Below are 19,704 nucleotides of genomic sequence, written 5' to 3' on the forward strand. Positions count from 1 at the left end.
CCACATGGAACTAAAACCTCATCTCGAAGATTATACAGAATCTGAATTCATTGACTTCCTTGATGAATTCTTTAAAAACCCTAAGAATCTCAAAGGCAAAGAACGAGAGTTATACATTGATTCATTAGTAGAATACTTTGACCAAATCGTAACGCATCCGGAAGGTAATGGTCTATTGTTTTACCCACCCAAAGATAGAGAAGATAGCCCTGAAGGTATCGTTGAAGAAATCAAACGCTGGCGAAAATCCCAGGGGCTCCCGCTGTTCAAAGACAGCGAATAACTATGCCCACCGTGCAGGGCCGGATGATGATGTAAACCATCATCCGGCAAAATCCCTCTACTTCTGGCAATTCGGACACCAGTAAAACGGCCTCGACGACATCGTCGTTTTCTCAATCACGCCCCCACACCGCTCGCACGTTTCGCCATCGCGATGAAAAACCTTAAAGCGGAACAATGCGCCGTGATGTTTATTCTCATCCACCCGCCCACGCGTGTTGTACGACAACCGCGGGATCGCCAGCAACGCCTGCGCCAGCGCATCCAGTTGGGCATCAGTAAGCTGCGAGGCTTTACGTTGCGGGGCAAGCTGCGTCTCCCAGAGAATCTCAACGCGCAGATAATTGCCTAACCCGGCAAGAAACGCCTGGTCCAGTAACAATCCGGAAAACTGACGATTGCGAAAACGCGGCGACAACAGTCGCGCTTTAACATCGGCTTCCGTCAGTTTAAGGTCGAGTACATCCGGGCCCACGCGCTGTAAAAACGGATGTGTGGTCAGTTGCTCAGGCGTCAACATTTCGATGTCTGACGCACTGTAGAGCAGAATCGCTTTATCCGCCGTTTGCAGCTTCACGCGCAATACGCGCGTCGTTTGCGGCGCGGAATTCGCCTCCACCACTCGCCATACACCGTAGAGTTGATTATGGCTGTAGAGCGTCAAACCATTTGAGAAGTGGGTGAGAAGCGCCTTACCGCGCGTTTCGATATGGGTAATGCGCTGCCCCACCAGCTGAGATTCATAAGGTTTCAGTTGTTCGAAGGCGAACCACACCTCTGTGAGTGGTTTGCCTTTAACAGCTGCCTCCAGGCTATCCGCCGCGCGGCGGATCTCCGGGCCTTCAGGCATAGTATCGTCCTTTGTTAATGCGTTGCGCCGCCGGTAACCTGGATATCATTTTCCACCTGTAAGGCAGTGGCTATCGCCAGTTCCAATCCCTGACGCACGGTTTCCGCTGCCATGCTCGGCGCACCAGGATGCGCTGCCGCCTGCTGAGGCAGATACGGAATATGGATAAAACCGCCCTTCGCTTCCGGCATACCGCTCAGTTTATGCAGCAGACCATACATCACGTGATTACACACGAAGGTGCCCGCCGTTTGTGACACTGACGCGGGAATACCGGCATCACGCAGCGCACTCACGATGGCTTTGATCGGCAGCGAACTCAACCACGCTGCCGGGCCATTCCGCACAATCGGCGTATCGACCGGCTGATTGCCCCGGTTATCCGGAATGCGGGCGTCATCGACGTTAATCGCCACGCGTTCAACGCTGATATCCGTGCGCCCCCCGGCCTGCCCGACGCTCAGAACAAGCGTTGGCGAGAGCGAATCGATGGCCGCGTTCAGTTCAATCAGCGCTTCGCCAAAGACACACGGCAGCTGACGCGCCACGACGCGACACCCGCCGATGATAGCATTATCCAGACGCGATACGACTTCCCAAGAAGGGTTAACCGCTTCGCCATCAAACGGCTCGAACCCGGTGATTAATACTGTGCGCATTTTCACTCCTTACAGGAACATCAGGAAATAGAGCAGGAAAACGTTAACCAGCAGCAACAGCACGCCCGTCGGCACCTGCGCTTTGATCACCGCGTTTTTATCCGGCAGTTCCAGTAATGCTGCCGGAACGATATTGAAGTTCGCCGCCATCGGCGTCATCAGCGTGCCGCAGTAGCCTGAGAACATGCCGATCGCCGCCATCACCGCCGGGTTGCCGCCGTGCTGCAACACCAGAATCGGGATCCCGATCCCCGCCGTGACAATCGGGAAGGCCGCAAAGGCGTTACCCATCACCATCGTTAATAAGGCCATGCCAATGGTATAGACCGCCACGGCAATGAATCGGCTGTCGACTGCAAGATAGGTTTTGGTCAACCACGAAATCCCTTCGCCCACGCCTGCGGCAGTAAACAGCAGGCCGAGGGTCGCCAGGATCTGCGGCAGAATAAACGCCCAGCCGATAGAGTCCAGCAGGCGACGCGCTTCCTGAATCGGTTGATGCACGCGCTCGTGGGTCATTTTAATCGCCATCGCCAGGCCAATCAGCGTGCCAACGGTCATTGAGAAAAGCGTGACCAGCGTGGAGTGATTGCCTTCGCCAAACAGCGAGGTCTGTAAGCCCGGCACGTTGTTAAACAGCAGCACGCCGATAACGGTCACCACCGGGATCGCCAGCGCAGGATAGAAAAGACGATTTCCCAGGCGGCTGGCGCTCTCTTCACGCTGTTTCTGCGTACGCTGAGAATAGCTCCCCAAACGCACACCACCGAAACCGGCAATCAGCGCCATCAGCACGACCGCCACGCCAACGGCGATATGCACCGTACGTTTGTCGCCAACCAGTTCATAAGCCCAGTCGCCGAGCAAAAACAGCAGGCCGTAGACCCCCCAGAAAAGCCCCGTCGTCAGACGACGCGGGTTGGCTTTGTCGCGCCAGGACATCAGCGCCACAATCAGCAGTACGATCCCCGCCAGCCAGTAGAGGTAACTTTGTTGAAAATGCATTATGCGTCCCCCCGCCCGGCTTGGGTATGCGCTTTCGCCACTTCACGTTGCAGGTAATTATCCAGCCGCCACATCCGCGCGCCGTGGATCAGGAACGCACACAATGCGGTAGGAATCCCCCACAGGGCGATGTGCAGCGGTTCGGTCTGAATACCGCCTGACTCCAGCATAAAGTTATGCATGAAGATGACTGCGCCGAAGGCCACGAAGATATCTTCACCAAAAAACAGCCCGACGTTATCGGTTGCCGCCGACATCGCGCGCAGGCGATATCGCACCGCACCCGGCAGTTCACCGTGCGTCTTCTCCGCCGCGCCTTCCGCCATTGGCGCCAGTAGCGGGCGCACCATTTGCGGGTGTCCACCGAGGCTGGTCAGCCCCAGCGCCGCCGTGGCTTCACGCACAAAGAGATAAACCACCAGCAAGCGCCCGGCGGTCGCACTGTGTATTTTGGCAATCCACGCCTGAGCGCGCTCTTTCAGCCCGTGACGTTCAAGCAGACCAATAACCGCCAGCGGCACCAGAAGGATAAACGGCAGGTTACGCGTGTTGAGGAAGCCCTCGCCGAGCTTTTCGAGGATAGTCAGCAGCGGCATATGCGCCGCCAGACCGGTGACGATACCGGCGGCAATCACCACCAGCACCGGGTTAAAACGCAATAAGAATCCAGCCACAATGACGGCGATACCCATCAGCGGCCAGAGAGATACCACCTCTCCCATACTCTCCACCCTGTTTTCGTTATGTTATGTTGTTGTAAAATATCTAGTTATATGCGCTTAGGCGCTAATTTTTATACTGCGCTCGTCAAAAGCGCGACGCAAGCGGCGGGCAAAAAGAAGCGCGTGTTCCCCGTCACCGTGCAGACATACCGTTTGTGCCGTTACCGGCGTCCAGACGCCGTTAATACTTTTGACCTGCCCTGATTCCACCATCTCCAGCGTTTGCGCGAGCGCCTGTTCTTCATCGCTGATGAGTGCACCCGGCTGACTGCGCGTCACCAGGCTGCCATCGTCCTGATAACCCCGGTCGGCAAACACTTCCTGGCGCGTGACCAGCCCGTAACGCTCACCTGCCCGAATCAACTCGCTACCTGCCAGGCCCACTAAAATCAGCGATGGCGAGCAGTCATGCACCGCGCGGGCGATGGCATCCGCCAGGTGCGGATCTTTGGCCGCCTGGTTATAGAGCATACCGTGCGGTTTCACGTGACGCAGGGTGCCGCCCTGCGACCGGGTGATGGCATCCAGCGCGCCAATTTGATACAGCGTCTGGGCGTAAACCGTTTCAGGCGGCAGTTGCATTGCCGTGCGGCCAAAGTTTTCGCGGTCAGGGAAGCTCGGATGCGCGCCAATCGCGACGCCGTTTTTCAGCGCTTCACGCACGCTTTCAACCATGGTTTGTGCATCGCCCGCGTGGAAGCCGCAGGCGATATTGGCGGAAGAGACCAGTTGTAACAGGGCGGCATCGCTGCCGCAGCCTTCGCCTAAATCGGCATTTAAATCAATGAGCATCGTTGAGTCGCCATGCCAGTTGTTCCAGATAACGCTGCTGATCGTGGCGCGCTTTTAGCGCCTCTTCCAGCGTACAGGGAACGAAGTGGATCGGTTGCCCGAGAGGAATTTGCGCCAGTTGATACATATCGGCTTCGATAATGCAGGCAATGCGCGGATAACCGCCGGTGGTTTGCGCGTCGTTCATCAGCACAATCGGCTGGCCGTTATGCGGCACCTGCACCACGCCAGGCAGCAGGCCGTGGGAATACATTTCGCGATCGGTCTGGCGCATCAGAGGTTGCCCTTGCAGGCGATAACCCATGCGGTTACTTTGCGGACTTAACTGCCACGGAGAACGCCAGAACGCATCCTGTGACGCCTTATCGAATTCGTGATATTCCGGTCCCGGCAGCGCACGAATGCGGTTGCTGTGAAGCAACTGTTTCACGCCTTGCGGCCCGTCGAACTGACGCAATGCGTTACCCAGCGGCAGCGTATCACCATCCTGTAATCGTCGCCCTTCCAGCCCGCCGACACCCACTTTCAGGTCGGTACTGCGCGACCCCAGCACCAGCGGAACATCAATTCCGCCCGCGACCGCAAGATAGCTACGAATGCCGTGAACGGGGCGTTTGAGAACCAACTGCTGCCCGGCTTTCGCCCACTGTCGCCAGCCGCTCCACACCGGTTTATCATCCAGCTGCGCGTCGCAGCCTGCGCCGGTTAAGGCAAACCAGCTGTCGCGGGTAAATTCAACGCTGACCTGGCCGAGGGTGATTTCCAGTGCCGCGGCGTTAGCGTCATTGCCCACCAGCAGGTTAGCGGTGATCAACGCGGGTTTATCCAGCGCGCCGCAGCGGCTGATCCCCGACTGGCGCAGCCCTTCTCGCCCGCTGTCCTGTACCGAGGTATAAAGCCCGGCGCGAATGAGTTTTAGCATACGCCCTCCTTTTGCGGCACAAAGCGCAAGGTATCGCCGGGGCGTAACAGCACCGGATCGTCTTTCTGTGGATCAAACAACGGCTGCGAAGTCAGGCCAATCAGCTGCCAGCCACCCGGCGTCGCGAGCGGGTAGATCCCGGTTTGCGCGCCGCCGATCCCCACCGATCCCGCTGGAACCAACAAACGCGGTTCGGCACGACGCGGCATGGCGAGTTGTTCCGGCAGGCCGCCAAGGTACGGGAAGCCCGGCTGGAAGCCGAGGAACCACACCACGTAATCCACCGATGCGTGCAGTTCAACGACCTGCTTTGGCGTTAGGCCACTATGTTGCGCCACTTCATTGAGATCGGGCCCCTGCTCACCGCCGTAAATCACCGGAATTTCGATATAGCGGGATTCCGGCTCCAGCGCGTCACTCTCCTCCCACCAGCGCTGTAAACGCTCGATGGCGTCGAGGGCAAGATCCTGCGGATGACGCAAAATCACCGTAATGTTATTCATGCCCGGAATAGCTTCCACCACTTCCGGTTGCTCAGCCAGACGCTGAGTTAATCGCCAGATTCTTTTCTGGCTCGTCAGGGTGACCGGCGGCTCGAGTTCGAGTACCACAGCCGTTTCCCCCAATAGATAACAACGCGCTCGCTGCACTCTTTACCCTCTTTAATCAGGCCGGGTTAGGGATGTCGACAAAGGTCACATCCAGATCGGTCGTTTCATTCAGCCATTCGCTTAATGCGCGAATGCCGCCGCGTTCAGTGGCGTGATGCCCTGCCGCATAAAAATGCAGCCCCTGTTCGCGGGCGGAGTGGATGGTTTGTTCGGACACTTCGCCGGTGATAAACGCATCCACACCAAAACGGGCGGCGCTATCAATAAAGCCCTGACCACCACCTGTGCACCACGCCACGCGGGTGACTTTATCCGGCCCGGTATCGCCGCTCCACAGGGGTTTACGCCCCAGACGCGCTTCAATCCACGAGGCCAGCTCGAGCCCGGAAACCGCCATAGAGAGCTCGCCCCACGGTACCAGCGGCTCAATTTCGCCCATCACGTTGATGCCCAGCAGCTGTGCCAGTTGCACGTTGTTTCCCAGCTCCGGATGCGCGTCCAGCGGTAAATGCCAGCCATAAAGGTTGATGTCATTGCTGAGCAACGCTTTCAGGCGGTTGCGCTTCATGCCGCGAATCACCGGCGATTCGCCTTTCCAAAAGTAGCCATGGTGGACGATAACCGCGTCCGCCTGCTGGCGAACCGCTTCGTCAATCAGCGCCTGGCTGGCGGTCACCCCGGTGACAATTTTTTGAATCTCTTCGCGACCTTCGACCTGTAAGCCATTTGGCGCATAGTCGCTGAAGGCGGCGCTGCCGAGTTTTTCGTTAATCAGTTGTTCCAGCTCGGTATTTTTCATCATCGCTCCCTTGTGCGCGAATGTCGTATCACAGACTAAAATAGCGTCCTCTGCGTCTGACGTCGATAACCCATTCTTTGTAGTCGAAATCGTGCGTCAAACTTGCCCCTTTCAACATTTAATCACACAAATTACTTTTCTTTACCTGAACGATATCCTGTATATTTATGCAATCAGACAGCATATTACATAAATATCTTGAGCTGCTTAGCAAAAATACATTACGAAAACAAATCTATCCGGCGCTGAGATGCCCGATAGAACCGAGGTTAGAGCACTATGAACACGTCACAGCCGCGAGCGATTTACTACGTTGTCGCCCTGCAAATTTGGGAATATTTCAGTTTTTACGGCATGCGCGCGCTGCTGATTCTGTATCTCACCAACCAGCTTAAGTACGACGATAACCACGCCTATGCGCTGTTCAGCGCCTACTGTTCACTGGTTTACGTGACCCCTATCCTCGGCGGCTTCCTCGCAGACAAGCTATTGGGAAATCGTATGGCCGTGATGATTGGCGCGTTCCTGATGGTGGTCGGGCATCTGGTGCTGGGTGCCAGTGAGATAGCCCCGGTGTTCCTCTATTTGTCGCTGGCAATTATTGTCTGCGGCTATGGATTGTTTAAATCTAATGTCAGTTGCCTGCTTGGTGAACTGTATCATCCGGAAGATCCGCGCCGTGACGGCGGTTTCTCGCTGCTGTATGCCGCCGGGAATATCGGCTCCATCGTCGCGCCAATTGCCTGCGGCTACGTGCAGCAGGAGTATAGCTGGGCGATGGGCTTTGCGCTGGCGGCCATTGGAATGCTCGCCGGGCTGGTGATTTTCCTGTGCGGTAATCGCCATTTCACCCATACGGCGGGCGTCAATAAAGCCGCTCTGCATTCGCGTCAGTTTGGCCTGCCAAACTGGGGCTGGTTGCTGGTGCTGCTGGTTGCCACTCCACTGCTGATCACCGTACTTTTCTGGAAAGAGTGGTCGGTGTATGCGCTGATTGTCGCGACGATCATTGGCCTTGGCGTGCTGGCGAAAATCTACACCAAAGCGGAAAACAGCAAACAACGTAAAGAGCTCGGCCTGATCGTGGTGCTCACCTTCTTCAGTATGCTGTTCTGGGCCTTCGCGCAGCAGGGCGGCAGCTCGATTAGCCTGTATATCGACCGCTTCGTAAACCGCGATATCTTCGGTTACGAAGTGCCAACGGCAATGTTCCAGTCGGTGAATGGTTTTGCGGTTATGCTCTGCGGTGTCGTACTGGCGTGGCTGATTAAAGAAGGTGTTAGCGGCAACCGTACCGTGCGTATCTGGGGTAAGTTCGCGTTAGGTTTGGGACTGATGAGCGCAGGTTTCTGCATTCTGACCCTCAGCGCACGTTGGTCAGCCGCTTACGGTCACTCTTCAATGCCGCTGATGGTGCTGGGGATGGCGGTGATGGGCTTTGCCGAACTGTTTATCGACCCGGTCGCCATGTCGCAAATTACGCGTATTGAAATTCCCGGCGTCACCGGTGTACTGACAGGCATCTATATGCTGTTGTCCGGGGCAATTGCCAACTATCTGGCGGGCGTGATCGCCGACCAGACATCGCAAAGCGCCTTCGATGCGGCGGGCGCGGTGAATTACGCTATCGACGCCTATATCGACGTCTTTAGCGAGATTACCTGGGGCGCACTGGCCTGCGTGGGTGCTGTGCTGGTGATTTGGCTCTATCAGGCGCTGAAATTCCGCGCCCGTCGGGTTGTCGCTGAAGCCTGACAGATGCCGAATAGCATGAGACTGATGACAAACGCAACATTGCCTGATGCGCTACGCTTATCAGGCCTACAAGGTTTCTGCAATATATTGAATTTGCAATATTTTGTAGGCCGGATAAAGCGTTTACGCCGCATCCGGCAACAACAAAGCGCACTTTGTCAGCAATCTGATAGCATCACGCTTTCCGCGCCGCTTCATAGGCGGCAAGCGTTTCACTCCGCGCCTGTTTGTGGCAAACAATCGGGCGCGGATACGCAAGCGTAACGCCCTCTTTATCCGCCCACTTCCACGGTTCATGAATCGCTTTTTGCGGAACCTCCGCTAACTCTCCGACCCACTCGCGAATAAACTGGCCCTCTTTATCAAACCGTTCGCCCTGAGTGGTCGGGTTGAAGATGCGGAAGTAAGGCGCTGCATCCGTGCCGGTAGACGCCGCCCACTGCCAGCCACCGTTGTTCGCCGCCAGATCGCCATCAATCAACTGCGACATAAAGTAACGTTCACCTTCGCGCCAGTCGATAAGCAGATCTTTCACCAGAAAACTGGCGGTGATCATCCGCAGGCGATTATGCATCCAACCCGTAGTGTTAAGCTGTCTCATCGCCGCATCGACAATCGGATAGCCCGTTTGCCCCTCCTGCCAGGCCTTCAAATGTTCAGGCGAAACACGCCATTTCACCCGTTCCGTCCAGCCGATAAATGGGCGATGTTTACACAACGCCGGGTTATAGGTCATCAGGTGACGGTAAAATTCACGCCAGATTAGCTCGTTAAGCCAGACGCTTCCGGGCCCGTCATCCAGCGTTTTAGGCTGTTCGGTCAGCAGACGATGCAGGCACTGACGCGGGGAGACTGCCCCAACAGCAAGCGCGGCAGATAAACGACTGGTACCCTCAATCGCCGGAAAATCACGCTGAGAGGCGTACTCGCCGACTCCCTGCTGGCAAAACTGCCGTAACTGGTGAAGCACGCTCTTTTCATCTGGAGCAAAAAGCGACGCATCAAAATCCTGCTGCGGATAGCTGAATTTGATGGGCGCACACGTCACGTTGTGCGCCGCGTTTTTGCGCGTCGCGGGGGCCGCGACGCACTCAGGCAAGCCATCATTAAGGCGCGTCAGCCACGCTTTTTTAAACGGGGTGAACACTTTATACATCTCATGATTGCCGGTCATCACCGCGCCCGGCGGCAGGATCACGCTGTCATCAAATCCCTGACAGCGTACCCCGTCCAGCGTTTTTTCTACCGCAGCATCGCGCTGGCGCTCGTTCACTTCATATTGATAGTTGTAGAAAAGATCGGTCACCCCATGCTCTTCACAAAAACTTTTTAACACCCCTACGCTTGCGGCGAAGTCATCGACCTCCACAAACGCCAACGGGATCCCCTTTTCTTTCAGCGACGCCCGTAACGCGGTGAGTTGGGCATAAATATACGCCACCTGTCTGGGCGACATCGCATGTTGCTGCCACTGCTTTGGCGTGGCAATGTACAGCGCTATCACCGTCGCATCGGCAGAGCGACAGGCAGCGGATAGCGCAAGATTGTCATTCAGGCGTAAATCGTGGCGAAACCACATCAAATGGGTGGGCATAGCGCTCCTGCATTAAGATCCATAACGTAAACGAAGGGCCTCCGGCCAGGGGTCGAAATAGCGTTGTGTGGCGAGATAGGTGTCGGGAAATTCTGCCATATAGTGTTTGAGGAGGGTAACGGGCGCAAGCAGCGGCTGCGTGGCCAGACGATAGCCCTCAATCAGGTTTGAAAGCTCCTGGCGCTGGCGGCTATTAAGCTGTTTACGGAAATAGCCCTGCACGTGCATCAGCACATTGGTGTGATTACGCCGGGTGGCCGGAATGGAAAGCAGGTTCATCAGCCGCTGGCGATAAGCAATAAACCACGCGTCCAGCGATTCCCACTCATGCAACGTGGCGACAAAACGCCCCAGTTCGCGGTAATCGGGCTGTGAATGAGCCAGTAGCGAAAGTTTATAGCGGCTGTGATAAGCAATCAGTTTGCCGCGCGTGAGGCCTTCTTCGCGCAGACTGTTCAACTCATGCAGCGCGTAAATACGCTCAACGAAGTTTTCGCGCAGCACCGGATCGTGCAGCCGTCCGTCTTCCTCCACCGGTAGCCACGGAAAGCGCGCCATCAACGCTTCGGTGTAAATACCTCGCCCGGCTTTACGATTGTTTTTGCCGTCCGCTTCGTAGATGCGCACACGCTCCATTCCGCAACTGGGGGATTTTGCACAGACAATGTAGCCACAAAGCCTGTCGAAAGATTCAATGCGTTGCGCGCTGAACTCGCGCATGGCCTGGGTTAAATCACCTTCCCGGCCATCGCTAAAACGCAGCGCAACCTCGTCTTCTGCCACCTTCACCAGCCGTAGCGCCGGGCGCGGCACGGGTAAGCCTATCGCCATCTCCGGGCAAACGGGCTCGAAACGCACCCACGGCGACAACTCTTCTACCGCAAACGGTAAACGCTTATGGCCGCCGTCAAAACGAACGGGCTCACCTAACAGACAGGCGCTGATGCCAACGGGGATTTTCTTTTGCATACCGACTCCTTACATCCATGGTGTAAGTGTAGCCAGCAGGCATAAAAAAAACCGCAGTCAAATGACGGCGGTTCTTATTGAAAAGTCTGATTTACGGGCGGTGCGGCGCTTAGTAGAAGTCACCTGCTGCTTTTTCCGCCTGATCCATCCACACCGGCTTATCGCTGGTTTTCGACCAGACGCGATGCAGATAGCTGTAAAAACGTGCGCGATCTTTCCAGAACAGCATGACCGGCAGGGCAATCACGCCAGCCGCCACGGCGAAAGTACGACGCAAAAGGACAATATGTGCTGGATATTCTTTATACAGTTCCATAATTCTCTCCCCTTACACTTCATCCTTCAAGCTGCCTCTGCGTTGGCTGCGCTTGCTCCCCCAGTCACGTACTTTTGTACGCTCCTGGGGATTCACGCGCTTGCCGCCTTGATGCAACTTGAATGATTTTGTGTATGTTGGCTGGCAATCTACGCCATAAAAATAAAGCTCAGTAATCTGACTAAAATAATACCGCTTTGACTGTAATTTTACTACTCATCCGACCACTTATTTTTGGTTATTTAAGTTTAATTTACATTTACGCCGTAACTGAGTTACAAAAAAGTTAAATTAATACTAACCATGAGTTAAATCATGGTCTTTGCCATTTTTATACTTTTTTTACACCCCGCCCCCTGATTTTTGCGAAATCTTTGCACCGAAAATCCTACCGTTAATCCAATCACTTAATGTGTTGGAGGTGGGTTGTGACTACAGGCGTAATAGCCGGCATGGTGCTGGTGTTCCTGTTACTGGCGTATCTGGTGTACGCCCTGCTAAATGCGGAGGCGTTCTGATGGCCGCTCAGGGATTTTTACTTATCGCCAGTTTCTTTGTCGTTCTGTTCATACTGGCGCGCCCGTTAGGCAAAATGCTGGCGGGCATGATCGCAAACGAACCGCTGCGCGGTGAAGCCGTGCTGTGGCGAACATTGGGGATTTCGACCGACGAAATGAGCTGGCAGCGGTATGCGCTCGCCATTCTGCTGCTCAATCTTTGCGGCCTGGTGGCTCTGTTCGCGCTGCTGATGCTCCAGGGCGTGCTGCCGTTTAATCCGCAGGGCTTTCCGGGGCTCTCCTGGCATCTGGCGCTCAACACTGCCGTCAGCTTTGTCACCAACACTAACTGGCAATCGTACGGTGGGGAAACCACGCTCAGTTATCTCAGCCAGATGGCTGGCCTGACCGTGCAAAACTTCCTGTCGGCGGCAAGCGGCATCGCGGTGCTTTTCGCCCTCGCCCGCGCATTTGCCCGCCAGCGTGTGACTACGCTCGGGAACGCATGGGTCGATCTTGTACGCATCACGCTGTGGGTGCTGCTGCCGTTATCGCTGCTGGTCGCCCTGTTCTTTATTCAGCAAGGCACGCTGCAAAATCTGCTGCCGTATCAGCACATCACCACGCTGGAAGGCGTTAGCCAGCAGTTGCCGATGGGGCCGGTCGCCTCACAGGACGCGATTAAAATGATCGGCACCAACGGCGGCGGTTTCTTTAATGCCAACTCCTCGCATCCGTTTGAAAACCCGACCGCGCTGACCAATTTCGTCCAGATGCTGGCGATCTTCCTGATCCCTGCCGCACTCTGCTTCGCCTTTGGTGAAGTGGTGAATGACAAACGCCAGGGCCGCGCGATTCTGTGGGCGATGAGCATCATCTTTGTCATCTGCGTCGCAGTCGTGATGTGGGCGGAAACAAAAGGCAACCCGCACCTGCTGGCGCTGGGCGCAGACAGCAGCCTCAATCTGGAAGGGAAAGAGAGTCGCTTTGGCATTCTTGCCAGCAGCCTGTATGCGGTGGTGACCACCGCGGCATCCTGCGGCGCAGTCAACGCGATGCACGACTCGTTTACCGCCCTTGGCGGCATGGTGCCAATGTGGTTGATGCAGATTGGTGAAGTGGTATTTGGCGGCGTCGGTTCCGGGCTGTACGGCATGTTGCTGTTCGTTCTGCTGGCGGTGTTTATCGCCGGGCTGATGATTGGCCGCACGCCAGAGTATCTCGGTAAGAAAATCGAAGTGCCTGAAATGAAAATGACCGCGCTGGCGATTCTGGTGACCCCAACATTGGTGCTGCTTGGCACGGCGCTGGCAATGATGACCGACGCCGGGCGCAGCGCCATGCTCAACCCTGGCACCCACGGCTTTAGTGAAGTGCTTTACGCCGTTTCCTCTGCGGCAAACAACAACGGCAGCGCCTTTGCCGGGTTAAGCGCTAACACACCGTTCTGGAACTGCCTGCTGGCGTTTTGCATGTTCGTGGGGCGCTTTGCCGTCATCGTGCCGGTGCTGGCGATTGCCGGTTCGCTGGTGAACAAAAAAATCCAGCCCGCCACACCCGGCACGCTCGCAACCCATGATGCGCTGTTTATTGGCCTGCTGATTGGTACGGTGCTGCTGGTTGGCGCACTGACCTTTATTCCCGCCCTGGCGATTGGCCCGGTCGCGGAACACCTTTCCCTGTTTTAAGCATTGCGGAGTATGTGTTTATGAGTCGCAAGCAACTGGCGCTGTTTGACCGCAAACTGGTTGGACAGGCGCTACTCGACGCCATTAAAAAACTGAGCCCGACCATTCAGTGGCGTAACCCGGTGATGTTTATCGTCTGGATTGGCAGTGTGCTGACCACCATGATGAGCCTCGCGATGGCAACCGGGCACCTGCAGGGCAACGCGCTGTTTAGCGGTGCGATCGCTCTGTGGCTGTGGTTTACGGTGCTGTTCGCCAACTTCGCCGAAGCGATGGCGGAAGGCCGCAGCAAAGCGCAGGCCAACAGCCTGAAGAGCGTGCAGAAAACCGCCTTCGCCCGCAAACTGCGCGCCCCGCACTACGGGGCCGAAATGGACCACGTCCCTTCTGATGAACTGCGCAAAGGTGACGTGGTACTGGTGGAAGCCGGTGACATCATTCCCTGCGATGGCGAAGTGATCGAAGGCGGCGCGTCGGTGGATGAAAGCGCCATCACCGGGGAATCGGCCCCCGTTATTCGTGAATCCGGCGGCGATTTCGCGTCGGTAACAGGCGGTACGCGTATCCTCTCCGACTGGCTGGTGATCCGCTGTAGCGTCAACCCGGGCGAAACCTTCCTTGACCGGATGATCGCCATGGTCGAAGGCGCGCAGCGTCGTAAAACCCCGAACGAAGTGGCGCTGACGATTCTGCTGGTCGCCCTGACTATCGTCTTCCTGCTGGCAACCGCGACCCTGTGGCCCTTCTCCACCTGGGGCGGTAAACCGGTGAGTGTGATCGTCCTGATCGCCCTGCTGGTGTGTCTGATCCCAACGACCATCGGCGGCCTGCTGTCGGCAATTGGCGTCGCCGGGATGAGCCGGATGTTAGGTGCCAACGTAATTGCCACCAGCGGCCGTGCAGTGGAAGCCGCAGGCGACGTCGATGTGTTGCTGCTGGATAAAACCGGCACCATTACCCTCGGCAACCGCCAGGCATCACAATTTTTACCGGCTAATGGCGTGGATGAAAGAACGCTGGCCGACGCCGCGCAGCTTTCGTCGCTTGCGGATGAAACGCCTGAAGGCCGCAGCATTGTGGTGCTCGCCAAACAGCGTTTTAACCTGCGGGAGCGCGACGTGCAGCAGTTGCACGCCACCTTTGTGCCCTTTACCGCGCAAACCCGTATGAGCGGAATTAACATCGATAACCGCATGATCCGTAAAGGTTCAGTGGATGCCATTCGCCGTCATGTTGAAAGTAACGGCGGGCACTTCCCGGCGGATGTCGAGCATCTGGTCGACGGTATCGCCCGTCAGGGTTCAACCCCGCTGGTGGTGGTGGAAGGCGCAAAAGTCCTTGGGGCGATTGCCCTGAAAGATATCGTAAAAGGCGGTATTAAAGAACGCTTCGCGCAACTGCGCAAAATGGGCATCAAGACGGTGATGATCACCGGCGATAACCGCCTGACCGCCGCCGCGATTGCCGCCGAAGCGGGCGTCGATGATTTTCTTGCCGAAGCGACACCGGAAGCCAAGCTGGCGTTGATCCGCCAGTATCAGTCCGAAGGTCGTATGGTGGCGATGACTGGCGACGGCACCAACGATGCCCCGGCACTGGCGCAGGCTGACGTGGCGGTTGCAATGAACTCCGGTACTCAGGCGGCAAAAGAAGCGGGCAATATGGTCGATCTCGATTCCAACCCGACCAAGCTGATTGAAGTGGTGCATATCGGTAAACAGATGCTGATGACCCGTGGCTCACTCACCACATTCAGTATCGCCAACGACGTGGCGAAGTATTTCGCCATTATTCCGGCGGCGTTTGCCGCAAGCTGGCCGCAGCTTGGCGTGCTGAACATTATGCATCTGCATTCGCCGGATTCAGCCATTCTGAGCGCGGTGATTTTCAACGCCCTGATTATCGTCTTTCTGCTGCCGCTGGCGCTGAAAGGGGTGAGTTATCAGCCCTTATCCGCTTCTGCGATGCTGCGCCGTAATCTGTGGATCTACGGTCTGGGTGGCCTGATTGTGCCGTTTATCGGCATCAAAGCTATCGATCTGTTACTGACTCTGTTTGGTCTGGTGTGAGGTATACCATGTCTCTGCTTCGTCCTGCTGTTGTGATTTTTCTTTTTCTGGCGCTTCTCACGGGTGGCGCCTACCCGCTGCTGACCACCGCGCTCGGCCAGTGGTGGTTCCACGAACAAGCTAACGGTTCGCTGATTACGGAGGGCAATGAGGTTCGCGGTTCCACGCTGATTGGGCAAAACTTTACCCAACCCGGCTATTTCCACGGTCGCCCCTCCGCCACATCTGATGTGCCTTACAACCCGATGGCCTCGGGCGGCAGTAATCTGGCCGCCAGCAATCCGGCGCTGGATGATGCCATTCGCCAACGTGTCGCCCAACTGAGGGCAGCAAATCCGGATGCACCACCCGCCGTTCCTACGGAGCTGGTAACGGCCTCCGCCAGCGGACTGGATTACGGCCTGACCCCGGAAAGCGTGCGCTGGCAGGTACCGCGCGTCGCCAAAGCGCGTCACGTCTCACCGGCGTGGCTAAATGCGCAAATCGACGCGGCGACACAAAAACCGCTGCTCGGTTTTCTCGGCCAACCTGTGGTAAATATTGTTGAGCTGAATATGGCGCTGGATGCCCACAAGGAAAACTGATGATGACCGACGAGCCGCAACGTCCAAACCCGGATCGCCTGCTGGAGCAGACGGCCTCCCCGCATCGCGGAAAGCTGAAGATTTTCTTTGGTGCCTGTGCCGGCGTGGGGAAAACCTGGGCGATGCTGGCAGAGGCCCAGCGTTTGCGAGCGCAGGGGCTGGATATCCTGGCGGGCGTGGTGGAAACCCACGGGCGTAAAGAGACTGCGGAAATGCTCAAAGGCCTGACGGTACTACCGCAAAAGCGGCTGTCATGGCAGGGGCGTTATCTGCATGAATTTGACCTGGACGCCGCCCTCGCCCGCCGTCCGGCGCTGGTGCTGATGGATGAAATGGCGCACAGCAACGCGCCCGGTTCGCGTCATCCTAAACGCTGGCAGGATATCGACGAACTTCTGGAAGCCGGAATCGACGTCTTTACTACCGTTAATGTCCAGCATCTGGAAAGCCTGAATGATATTGTCAGCGGCGTCACCGGTATTCAGGTGCGCGAAACGGTGCCCGATCCTTTTTTTGATGCCGCCGACGAAGTGGTACTGGTCGATCTCCCGCCGGACGATTTACGCCAGCGGCTGAACGAAGGCAAAGTGTATCTCGCCGGGCAGGCCGAACGCGCTATCGAGAATTTTTTCCGCAAAGGGAATCTCATCGCCCTGCGAGAACTGGCCCTGCGTCGCACGGCGGATCGCGTTGATGAACAGATGCGCGCCTGGCGCGACATGCAGGGTCAGGAAAAAGTCTGGCATACCCGCGATGCTATCCTGCTCTGTGTCGGCCACCATACGGGCAGCGAAAAACTGGTGCGCACCGCCGCGCGTCTGGCCGCGCGTTTAGGCAGCGTATGGCATGCCGTGTATGTGGAAACGCCTACGCTGCATCGCCTGCCTGAAGCCCAGCGCCGCGCGATCCTCAGCTCGCTACGTCTGGCGCAGGAACTGGGCGCGGAAACCGCCACCCTTTCCGATCCTTCGGAAGAAAAAGCGGTGATCCGCTACGCCCGAGAGCATAATCTTGGCAAAATTGTGATCGGCAGGCAGGAGAAACGTCACTGGTGGAGCGGCGAACGCTTCGGTGACCGCCTGGCCCGTCATGCACCGGATCTCGATCTGCTGGTCGTCGCGATGGACGAGAAACCCGCTCCGCTGCCTTCATCAACCCGCGATCCGCGCAGCTTCTTTGACAAGTGGCAGGTGCAAATCCGTGGCTGCGCGGTGGCATTTGCTCTTTGTACTGCCATTACGCTTATCGCGGCGCAGTGGTTAATGGCGTTCGACGCCGCCAACCTGGTCATGCTCTATCTGCTCGGCGTTGTGATCGTCGCCCTCTTCTATGGCCGCTGGCCGTCGGTACTGGCGACGGTTATCAATGTTATTAGCTTCGATCTCTTTTTTATTGCCCCACGCGGTACGCTGGCGGTGTCTGATGTGCAATACCTTCTGACCTTCGGCGTCATGCTCACCGTGGGGCTGGTGATCGGCAACCTGACCGCCGGTGTGCGCTACCAGGCGCGCGTGGCGCGCTATCGCGAACAACGCACCCGCCATCTGTACGAGATGTCGAAAGCACTGGCTGTGGGGCGCAGCGCCGAAGATATCGCCCGCACCTGCGAGCAGTATATTCAGTCAACTTTCCATGCCCGCAGCCAGGTGCTGCTTCCCGACGAGGATGATAAGCTCACACCGTTCACGCCGCAGGATGGCCTGACGCCGTGGGATGACGCTATCGCCCGCTGGAGCTTTGATAAAGGCCAACCGGCAGGCGCGGGCACAGACACGCTGCCCGGCGTGCCGTACCAAATCCTGCCGCTAAAAAGCGCCAGCAAAACGCTGGGGCTGGTGGTGGTCGAACCGCTTAACTTGCGCCAGTTGATGATCCCCGAGCAGCAACGTTTGCTGGAGACCTTCACTTTGCTGGCCGCCAACGCACTGGAACGGCTGGCGCTGACCGCCAGTGAAGAACAGGCACGTTTTGCCAGCGAACGGGAAAGTTTACGCAACTCGCTGCTGGCGGCGCTTTCCCATGATTTACGCACGCCGCTGACAGTATTGTTTGGTCAGGCGGAAATTCTGACCCTCGATCTCGCCAGCAGCGGCTCGCCGTACGCGCCGCAGGCAAACGAAATTCGCCAGCACGTGTTAAACACGACACGTCTGGTAAATAATTTGCTGGATATGGCGCGTATTCAGTCTGGCGGCTTTAATCTTAAGAAAGAGTGGTTGACGCTGGAAGAAGTGATTGGCAGCGCGTTGCGCATGCTGGAGCCCGGCCTTAACGGGCAGCAGATTGCGCTGTCGCTTCCCGACCCGCTGATGCTTATTCACGTCGATGGCCCGCTCTTTGAGCGCGTTCTGATTAATCTGCTGGAAAACGCGGTTAAGTACGCCGGGCCGCAGGCTCAGATAGGCATTAATGCCAGCGAGCAAAATCATCAACTGCGCCTTGATATCTGGGATTACGGGCCGGGCATCGCGCCGGGGCAAGAAACGCGAATTTTTGATAAATTCTCCCGCGGGAATAAAGAATCCGCCATTCCCGGCGTCGGGCTGGGGCTGGCGATTTGCCGGGCCATTGTCGATATTCATGGCGGCACGCTGTCAGCCAGCAATCGTCCTGAAGGCGGTGCCTGTTTTCGTGTTACACTTCCGCTGGAGTCTCCACCGGAACTTGAAGAATTTCATGAGGATATGTGACCAGCGTTCTGATTGTTGAAGATGAACAAGCCATTCGCCGTTTTCTGCGCACCGCGCTGGAAGCCGAAGGGCTACGCGTGTTTGATGCTCAAACGTTACAACGTGGGTTGCTGGAAGCGGCGACCCGCAAACCCGATCTGGTGATCCTTGACCTCGGCTTGCCCGACGGCGACGGTATCGATTTTATCCGCGACTTCCGCCAGTGGAGCGCCACGCCGGTCATTGTCCTTTCCGCACGCAGTGAAGAACATGACAAAATCGCTGCGCTGGATGCGGGCGCGGATGATTATCTCAGCAAGCCCTTTGGCATTGGCGAGTTACAGGCCCGTTTGCGCGTCGCGCTACGCCGCCACGCCAGTTCCCAGCCTAATGATCCGGTGCTGACATTCTCTGATGTGCAGGTGGATCTCGCCGCTCGACGCATTGTGCGCAGTGGTGAAGAAGTGCATCTCACCCCTATTGAATTTCGCCTGCTCGCGGAACTGCTCAATAACCCGGGGAAGGTGCTGACCCAGCGTCAATTGCTGAATCACGTCTGGGGGCCGAATGCGGTGGAACACAGTCATTATTTGCGCATTTATATGGGCCATATTCGGCAGAAACTGGAAGTTGACCCGGCACGGCCTCGCCACTTTTTAACCGAAACGGGAATTGGCTATCGATTTATGCTTTAACTCAATAGTTATTTCCCTGTCATACAAATAAACCTTCAAATATATTCCACGAGATAATTCCATGGAATAATCTCATGGAATTATCTCGTCTCTCTTTATTCTTTTTTATCGAGCAGCGTCACAAAAAAACGCTATTTTCATCGTGCCCCCAGAGATTAATTATTGCTAACATCCAACCGACAGTTAATCTGCGACGTCGTGATCATCTTCAGGGAACAGGCAAGTT

The 19,704-nt window shown here is 56.5% G+C and carries 19 protein-coding genes; 8 read left to right on the forward strand and 11 right to left on the reverse strand.

Features of this window, described 5'->3' with window-relative positions:
• The first annotated feature begins 4 nt into the window (after window positions 1–4).
• A complete protein-coding gene (locus tag ACOXYR_RS14755; RefSeq protein WP_108473884.1) occupies window positions 5–283 on the forward strand; it encodes a bacteriocin immunity protein in 279 nt (92 codons plus the stop codon).
• Window positions 284–340: 57 nt separating this feature from the next.
• On the opposite strand, the gene nei is transcribed toward ACOXYR_RS14755, so the two are convergent.
• The 8 genes from nei to ACOXYR_RS14795 are packed head-to-tail and all read right to left on the reverse strand — an operon-like array spanning window position 341 to window position 6,642.
• Entirely contained in the window at window positions 341–1,132 is a 792-nt protein-coding gene (gene nei, locus ACOXYR_RS14760) for an endonuclease VIII (protein WP_415728656.1), read from the reverse strand.
• 14 nt (window positions 1,133–1,146) lie between these two features.
• Window positions 1,147–1,791, reverse strand: coding sequence for a pyroglutamyl-peptidase I (gene pcp / locus ACOXYR_RS14765; RefSeq protein ID WP_415728658.1), 645 nt, complete (start codon window positions 1,789–1,791; stop codon window positions 1,147–1,149).
• Between the two features lie 9 nt (window positions 1,792–1,800).
• Window positions 1,801–2,796 carry a DUF979 domain-containing protein gene (locus ACOXYR_RS14770; RefSeq protein ID WP_113857584.1) on the reverse strand — a complete coding sequence of 332 codons (996 nt, stop codon included), beginning with the start codon at window positions 2,794–2,796 and terminating at the stop codon, window positions 1,801–1,803.
• Window positions 2,796–3,518, reverse strand: a complete 723-nt coding sequence (locus tag ACOXYR_RS14775) for a DUF969 domain-containing protein (protein ID WP_421356243.1) — start codon at window positions 3,516–3,518, stop codon at window positions 2,796–2,798. Before ACOXYR_RS14775 ends, ACOXYR_RS14770 begins: the two co-directional genes overlap by 1 nt.
• A 57-nt stretch (window positions 3,519–3,575) precedes the next feature.
• The gene (gene pxpA / locus ACOXYR_RS14780) at window positions 3,576–4,310 is read right to left on the reverse strand and encodes a 5-oxoprolinase subunit PxpA (protein WP_421356244.1); all 735 of its coding nucleotides are present in this window, start codon (window positions 4,308–4,310) and stop codon (window positions 3,576–3,578) included.
• Window positions 4,300–5,232: a 5-oxoprolinase subunit PxpC gene (pxpC, locus tag ACOXYR_RS14785; protein ID WP_108473890.1), complete on the reverse strand. Its 933-nt coding sequence runs from the start codon at window positions 5,230–5,232 to the stop codon at window positions 4,300–4,302. Before pxpC ends, pxpA begins: the two co-directional genes overlap by 11 nt.
• Window positions 5,226–5,882 carry a 5-oxoprolinase subunit PxpB gene (gene pxpB / locus ACOXYR_RS14790; protein WP_108473891.1) on the reverse strand — a complete coding sequence of 219 codons (657 nt, stop codon included), beginning with the start codon at window positions 5,880–5,882 and terminating at the stop codon, window positions 5,226–5,228. Before pxpB ends, pxpC begins: the two co-directional genes overlap by 7 nt.
• 16 nt (window positions 5,883–5,898) lie before the next feature.
• Entirely contained in the window at window positions 5,899–6,642 is a 744-nt protein-coding gene (locus ACOXYR_RS14795; RefSeq protein WP_421356257.1) for a type 2 GTP cyclohydrolase I, read from the reverse strand.
• 279 nt (window positions 6,643–6,921) lie between these two features.
• Here ACOXYR_RS14795 and dtpD point away from each other — a divergent pair, with 279 nt between their 5' ends.
• The gene (dtpD, locus tag ACOXYR_RS14800) at window positions 6,922–8,397 is read left to right on the forward strand and encodes a dipeptide permease DtpD (protein WP_108473893.1); all 1,476 of its coding nucleotides are present in this window, start codon (window positions 6,922–6,924) and stop codon (window positions 8,395–8,397) included.
• A 175-nt stretch (window positions 8,398–8,572) separates the two neighbouring features.
• On the opposite strand, the gene phrB is transcribed toward dtpD, so the two are convergent.
• The 3 genes from phrB to ACOXYR_RS14815 all read right to left on the reverse strand — a co-directional run bounded on the left by phrB (window position 8,573) and on the right by ACOXYR_RS14815 (window position 11,276).
• Window positions 8,573–9,991, reverse strand: a complete 1,419-nt coding sequence (gene phrB / locus ACOXYR_RS14805; protein WP_421356245.1) for a deoxyribodipyrimidine photo-lyase — start codon at window positions 9,989–9,991, stop codon at window positions 8,573–8,575.
• Between the two features lie 12 nt (window positions 9,992–10,003).
• Window positions 10,004–10,960: a YbgA family protein gene (locus ACOXYR_RS14810; protein ID WP_108473895.1), complete on the reverse strand. Its 957-nt coding sequence runs from the start codon at window positions 10,958–10,960 to the stop codon at window positions 10,004–10,006.
• Window positions 10,961–11,069: 109 nt separating this feature from the next.
• Complete coding sequence (locus ACOXYR_RS14815) at window positions 11,070–11,276, reverse strand: YbfA family protein (protein WP_108473896.1); 207 nt, start codon at window positions 11,274–11,276, stop codon at window positions 11,070–11,072.
• Window positions 11,277–11,686: 410 nt separating this feature from the next.
• On the opposite strand from ACOXYR_RS14815, the gene kdpF reads away from it, so the two are divergent.
• Genes kdpF through kdpE form a run of 6 tightly spaced genes read left to right on the forward strand, consistent with a single transcriptional unit; the run spans window position 11,687 to window position 19,478 of the window.
• Window positions 11,687–11,794: a K(+)-transporting ATPase subunit F gene (gene kdpF, locus ACOXYR_RS14820; RefSeq protein WP_083867133.1), complete on the forward strand. Its 108-nt coding sequence runs from the start codon at window positions 11,687–11,689 to the stop codon at window positions 11,792–11,794.
• Window positions 11,794–13,461 (forward strand): potassium-transporting ATPase subunit KdpA, encoded by a 1,668-nt coding sequence (gene kdpA / locus ACOXYR_RS14825; RefSeq protein WP_421356246.1) that lies wholly within the window; start codon window positions 11,794–11,796, stop codon window positions 13,459–13,461. Before kdpF ends, kdpA begins: the two co-directional genes overlap by 1 nt.
• A 20-nt stretch (window positions 13,462–13,481) precedes the next feature.
• Window positions 13,482–15,530 (forward strand): potassium-transporting ATPase subunit KdpB, encoded by a 2,049-nt coding sequence (gene kdpB / locus ACOXYR_RS14830; RefSeq protein ID WP_407732340.1) that lies wholly within the window; start codon window positions 13,482–13,484, stop codon window positions 15,528–15,530.
• A gap of 8 nt (window positions 15,531–15,538) precedes the next feature.
• Window positions 15,539–16,114 carry a potassium-transporting ATPase subunit KdpC gene (gene kdpC / locus ACOXYR_RS14835; protein WP_421356247.1) on the forward strand — a complete coding sequence of 192 codons (576 nt, stop codon included), beginning with the start codon at window positions 15,539–15,541 and terminating at the stop codon, window positions 16,112–16,114.
• Window positions 16,115–16,116: 2 nt separating this feature from the next.
• Window positions 16,117–18,804, forward strand: coding sequence for a two-component system sensor histidine kinase KdpD (kdpD, locus tag ACOXYR_RS14840; RefSeq protein ID WP_421356258.1), 2,688 nt, complete (start codon window positions 16,117–16,119; stop codon window positions 18,802–18,804).
• On the forward strand, window positions 18,801–19,478 hold the full coding sequence (gene kdpE, locus ACOXYR_RS14845; protein WP_421356248.1) for a two-component system response regulator KdpE: 678 nt from the start codon (window positions 18,801–18,803) through the stop codon (window positions 19,476–19,478). Before kdpD ends, kdpE begins: the two co-directional genes overlap by 4 nt.
• Window positions 19,479–19,704: the final 226 nt, after the last annotated feature.

Origin of the sequence: Pseudocitrobacter faecalis, from assembly GCF_965231525.1 — a bacterium.
Taxonomy (GTDB): domain Bacteria; phylum Pseudomonadota; class Gammaproteobacteria; order Enterobacterales; family Enterobacteriaceae; genus Pseudocitrobacter; species Pseudocitrobacter faecalis.

Excerpts from the sequence above, each read along its gene's own strand:
- pxpC (WP_108473890.1), bottom strand. The coding sequence starts at position 5,232 with ATGCTAAAACTCATTCGCGCCGGGCTTTATACCTCGGTACAGGACAGC.
- ACOXYR_RS14775 (WP_421356243.1), bottom strand. The coding sequence starts at position 3,518 with ATGGGAGAGGTGGTATCTCTCTGGCCGCTGATGGGTATCGCCGTCATT.
- kdpD (WP_421356258.1), top strand. The coding sequence starts at position 16,117 with ATGACCGACGAGCCGCAACGTCCAAACCCGGATCGCCTGCTGGAGCAG.
- phrB (WP_421356245.1), bottom strand. The coding sequence starts at position 9,991 with ATGCCCACCCATTTGATGTGGTTTCGCCACGATTTACGCCTGAATGAC.
- dtpD (WP_108473893.1), top strand. The coding sequence starts at position 6,922 with ATGAACACGTCACAGCCGCGAGCGATTTACTACGTTGTCGCCCTGCAA.
- pcp (WP_415728658.1), bottom strand. The coding sequence starts at position 1,791 with ATGCGCACAGTATTAATCACCGGGTTCGAGCCGTTTGATGGCGAAGCG.
- kdpB (WP_407732340.1), top strand. The coding sequence starts at position 13,482 with ATGAGTCGCAAGCAACTGGCGCTGTTTGACCGCAAACTGGTTGGACAG.
- kdpC (WP_421356247.1), top strand. The coding sequence starts at position 15,539 with ATGTCTCTGCTTCGTCCTGCTGTTGTGATTTTTCTTTTTCTGGCGCTT.
- nei (WP_415728656.1), bottom strand. The coding sequence starts at position 1,132 with ATGCCTGAAGGCCCGGAGATCCGCCGCGCGGCGGATAGCCTGGAGGCA.
- ACOXYR_RS14770 (WP_113857584.1), bottom strand. The coding sequence starts at position 2,796 with ATGCATTTTCAACAAAGTTACCTCTACTGGCTGGCGGGGATCGTACTG.
- ACOXYR_RS14755 (WP_108473884.1), top strand. The coding sequence starts at position 5 with ATGGAACTAAAACCTCATCTCGAAGATTATACAGAATCTGAATTCATT.
- ACOXYR_RS14815 (WP_108473896.1), bottom strand. The coding sequence starts at position 11,276 with ATGGAACTGTATAAAGAATATCCAGCACATATTGTCCTTTTGCGTCGT.
- ACOXYR_RS14795 (WP_421356257.1), bottom strand. The coding sequence starts at position 6,642 with ATGAAAAATACCGAGCTGGAACAACTGATTAACGAAAAACTCGGCAGC.
- ACOXYR_RS14810 (WP_108473895.1), bottom strand. The coding sequence starts at position 10,960 with ATGCAAAAGAAAATCCCCGTTGGCATCAGCGCCTGTCTGTTAGGTGAG.
- kdpA (WP_421356246.1), top strand. The coding sequence starts at position 11,794 with ATGGCCGCTCAGGGATTTTTACTTATCGCCAGTTTCTTTGTCGTTCTG.
- pxpA (WP_421356244.1), bottom strand. The coding sequence starts at position 4,310 with ATGCTCATTGATTTAAATGCCGATTTAGGCGAAGGCTGCGGCAGCGAT.
- kdpF (WP_083867133.1), top strand. The coding sequence starts at position 11,687 with ATGTGTTGGAGGTGGGTTGTGACTACAGGCGTAATAGCCGGCATGGTG.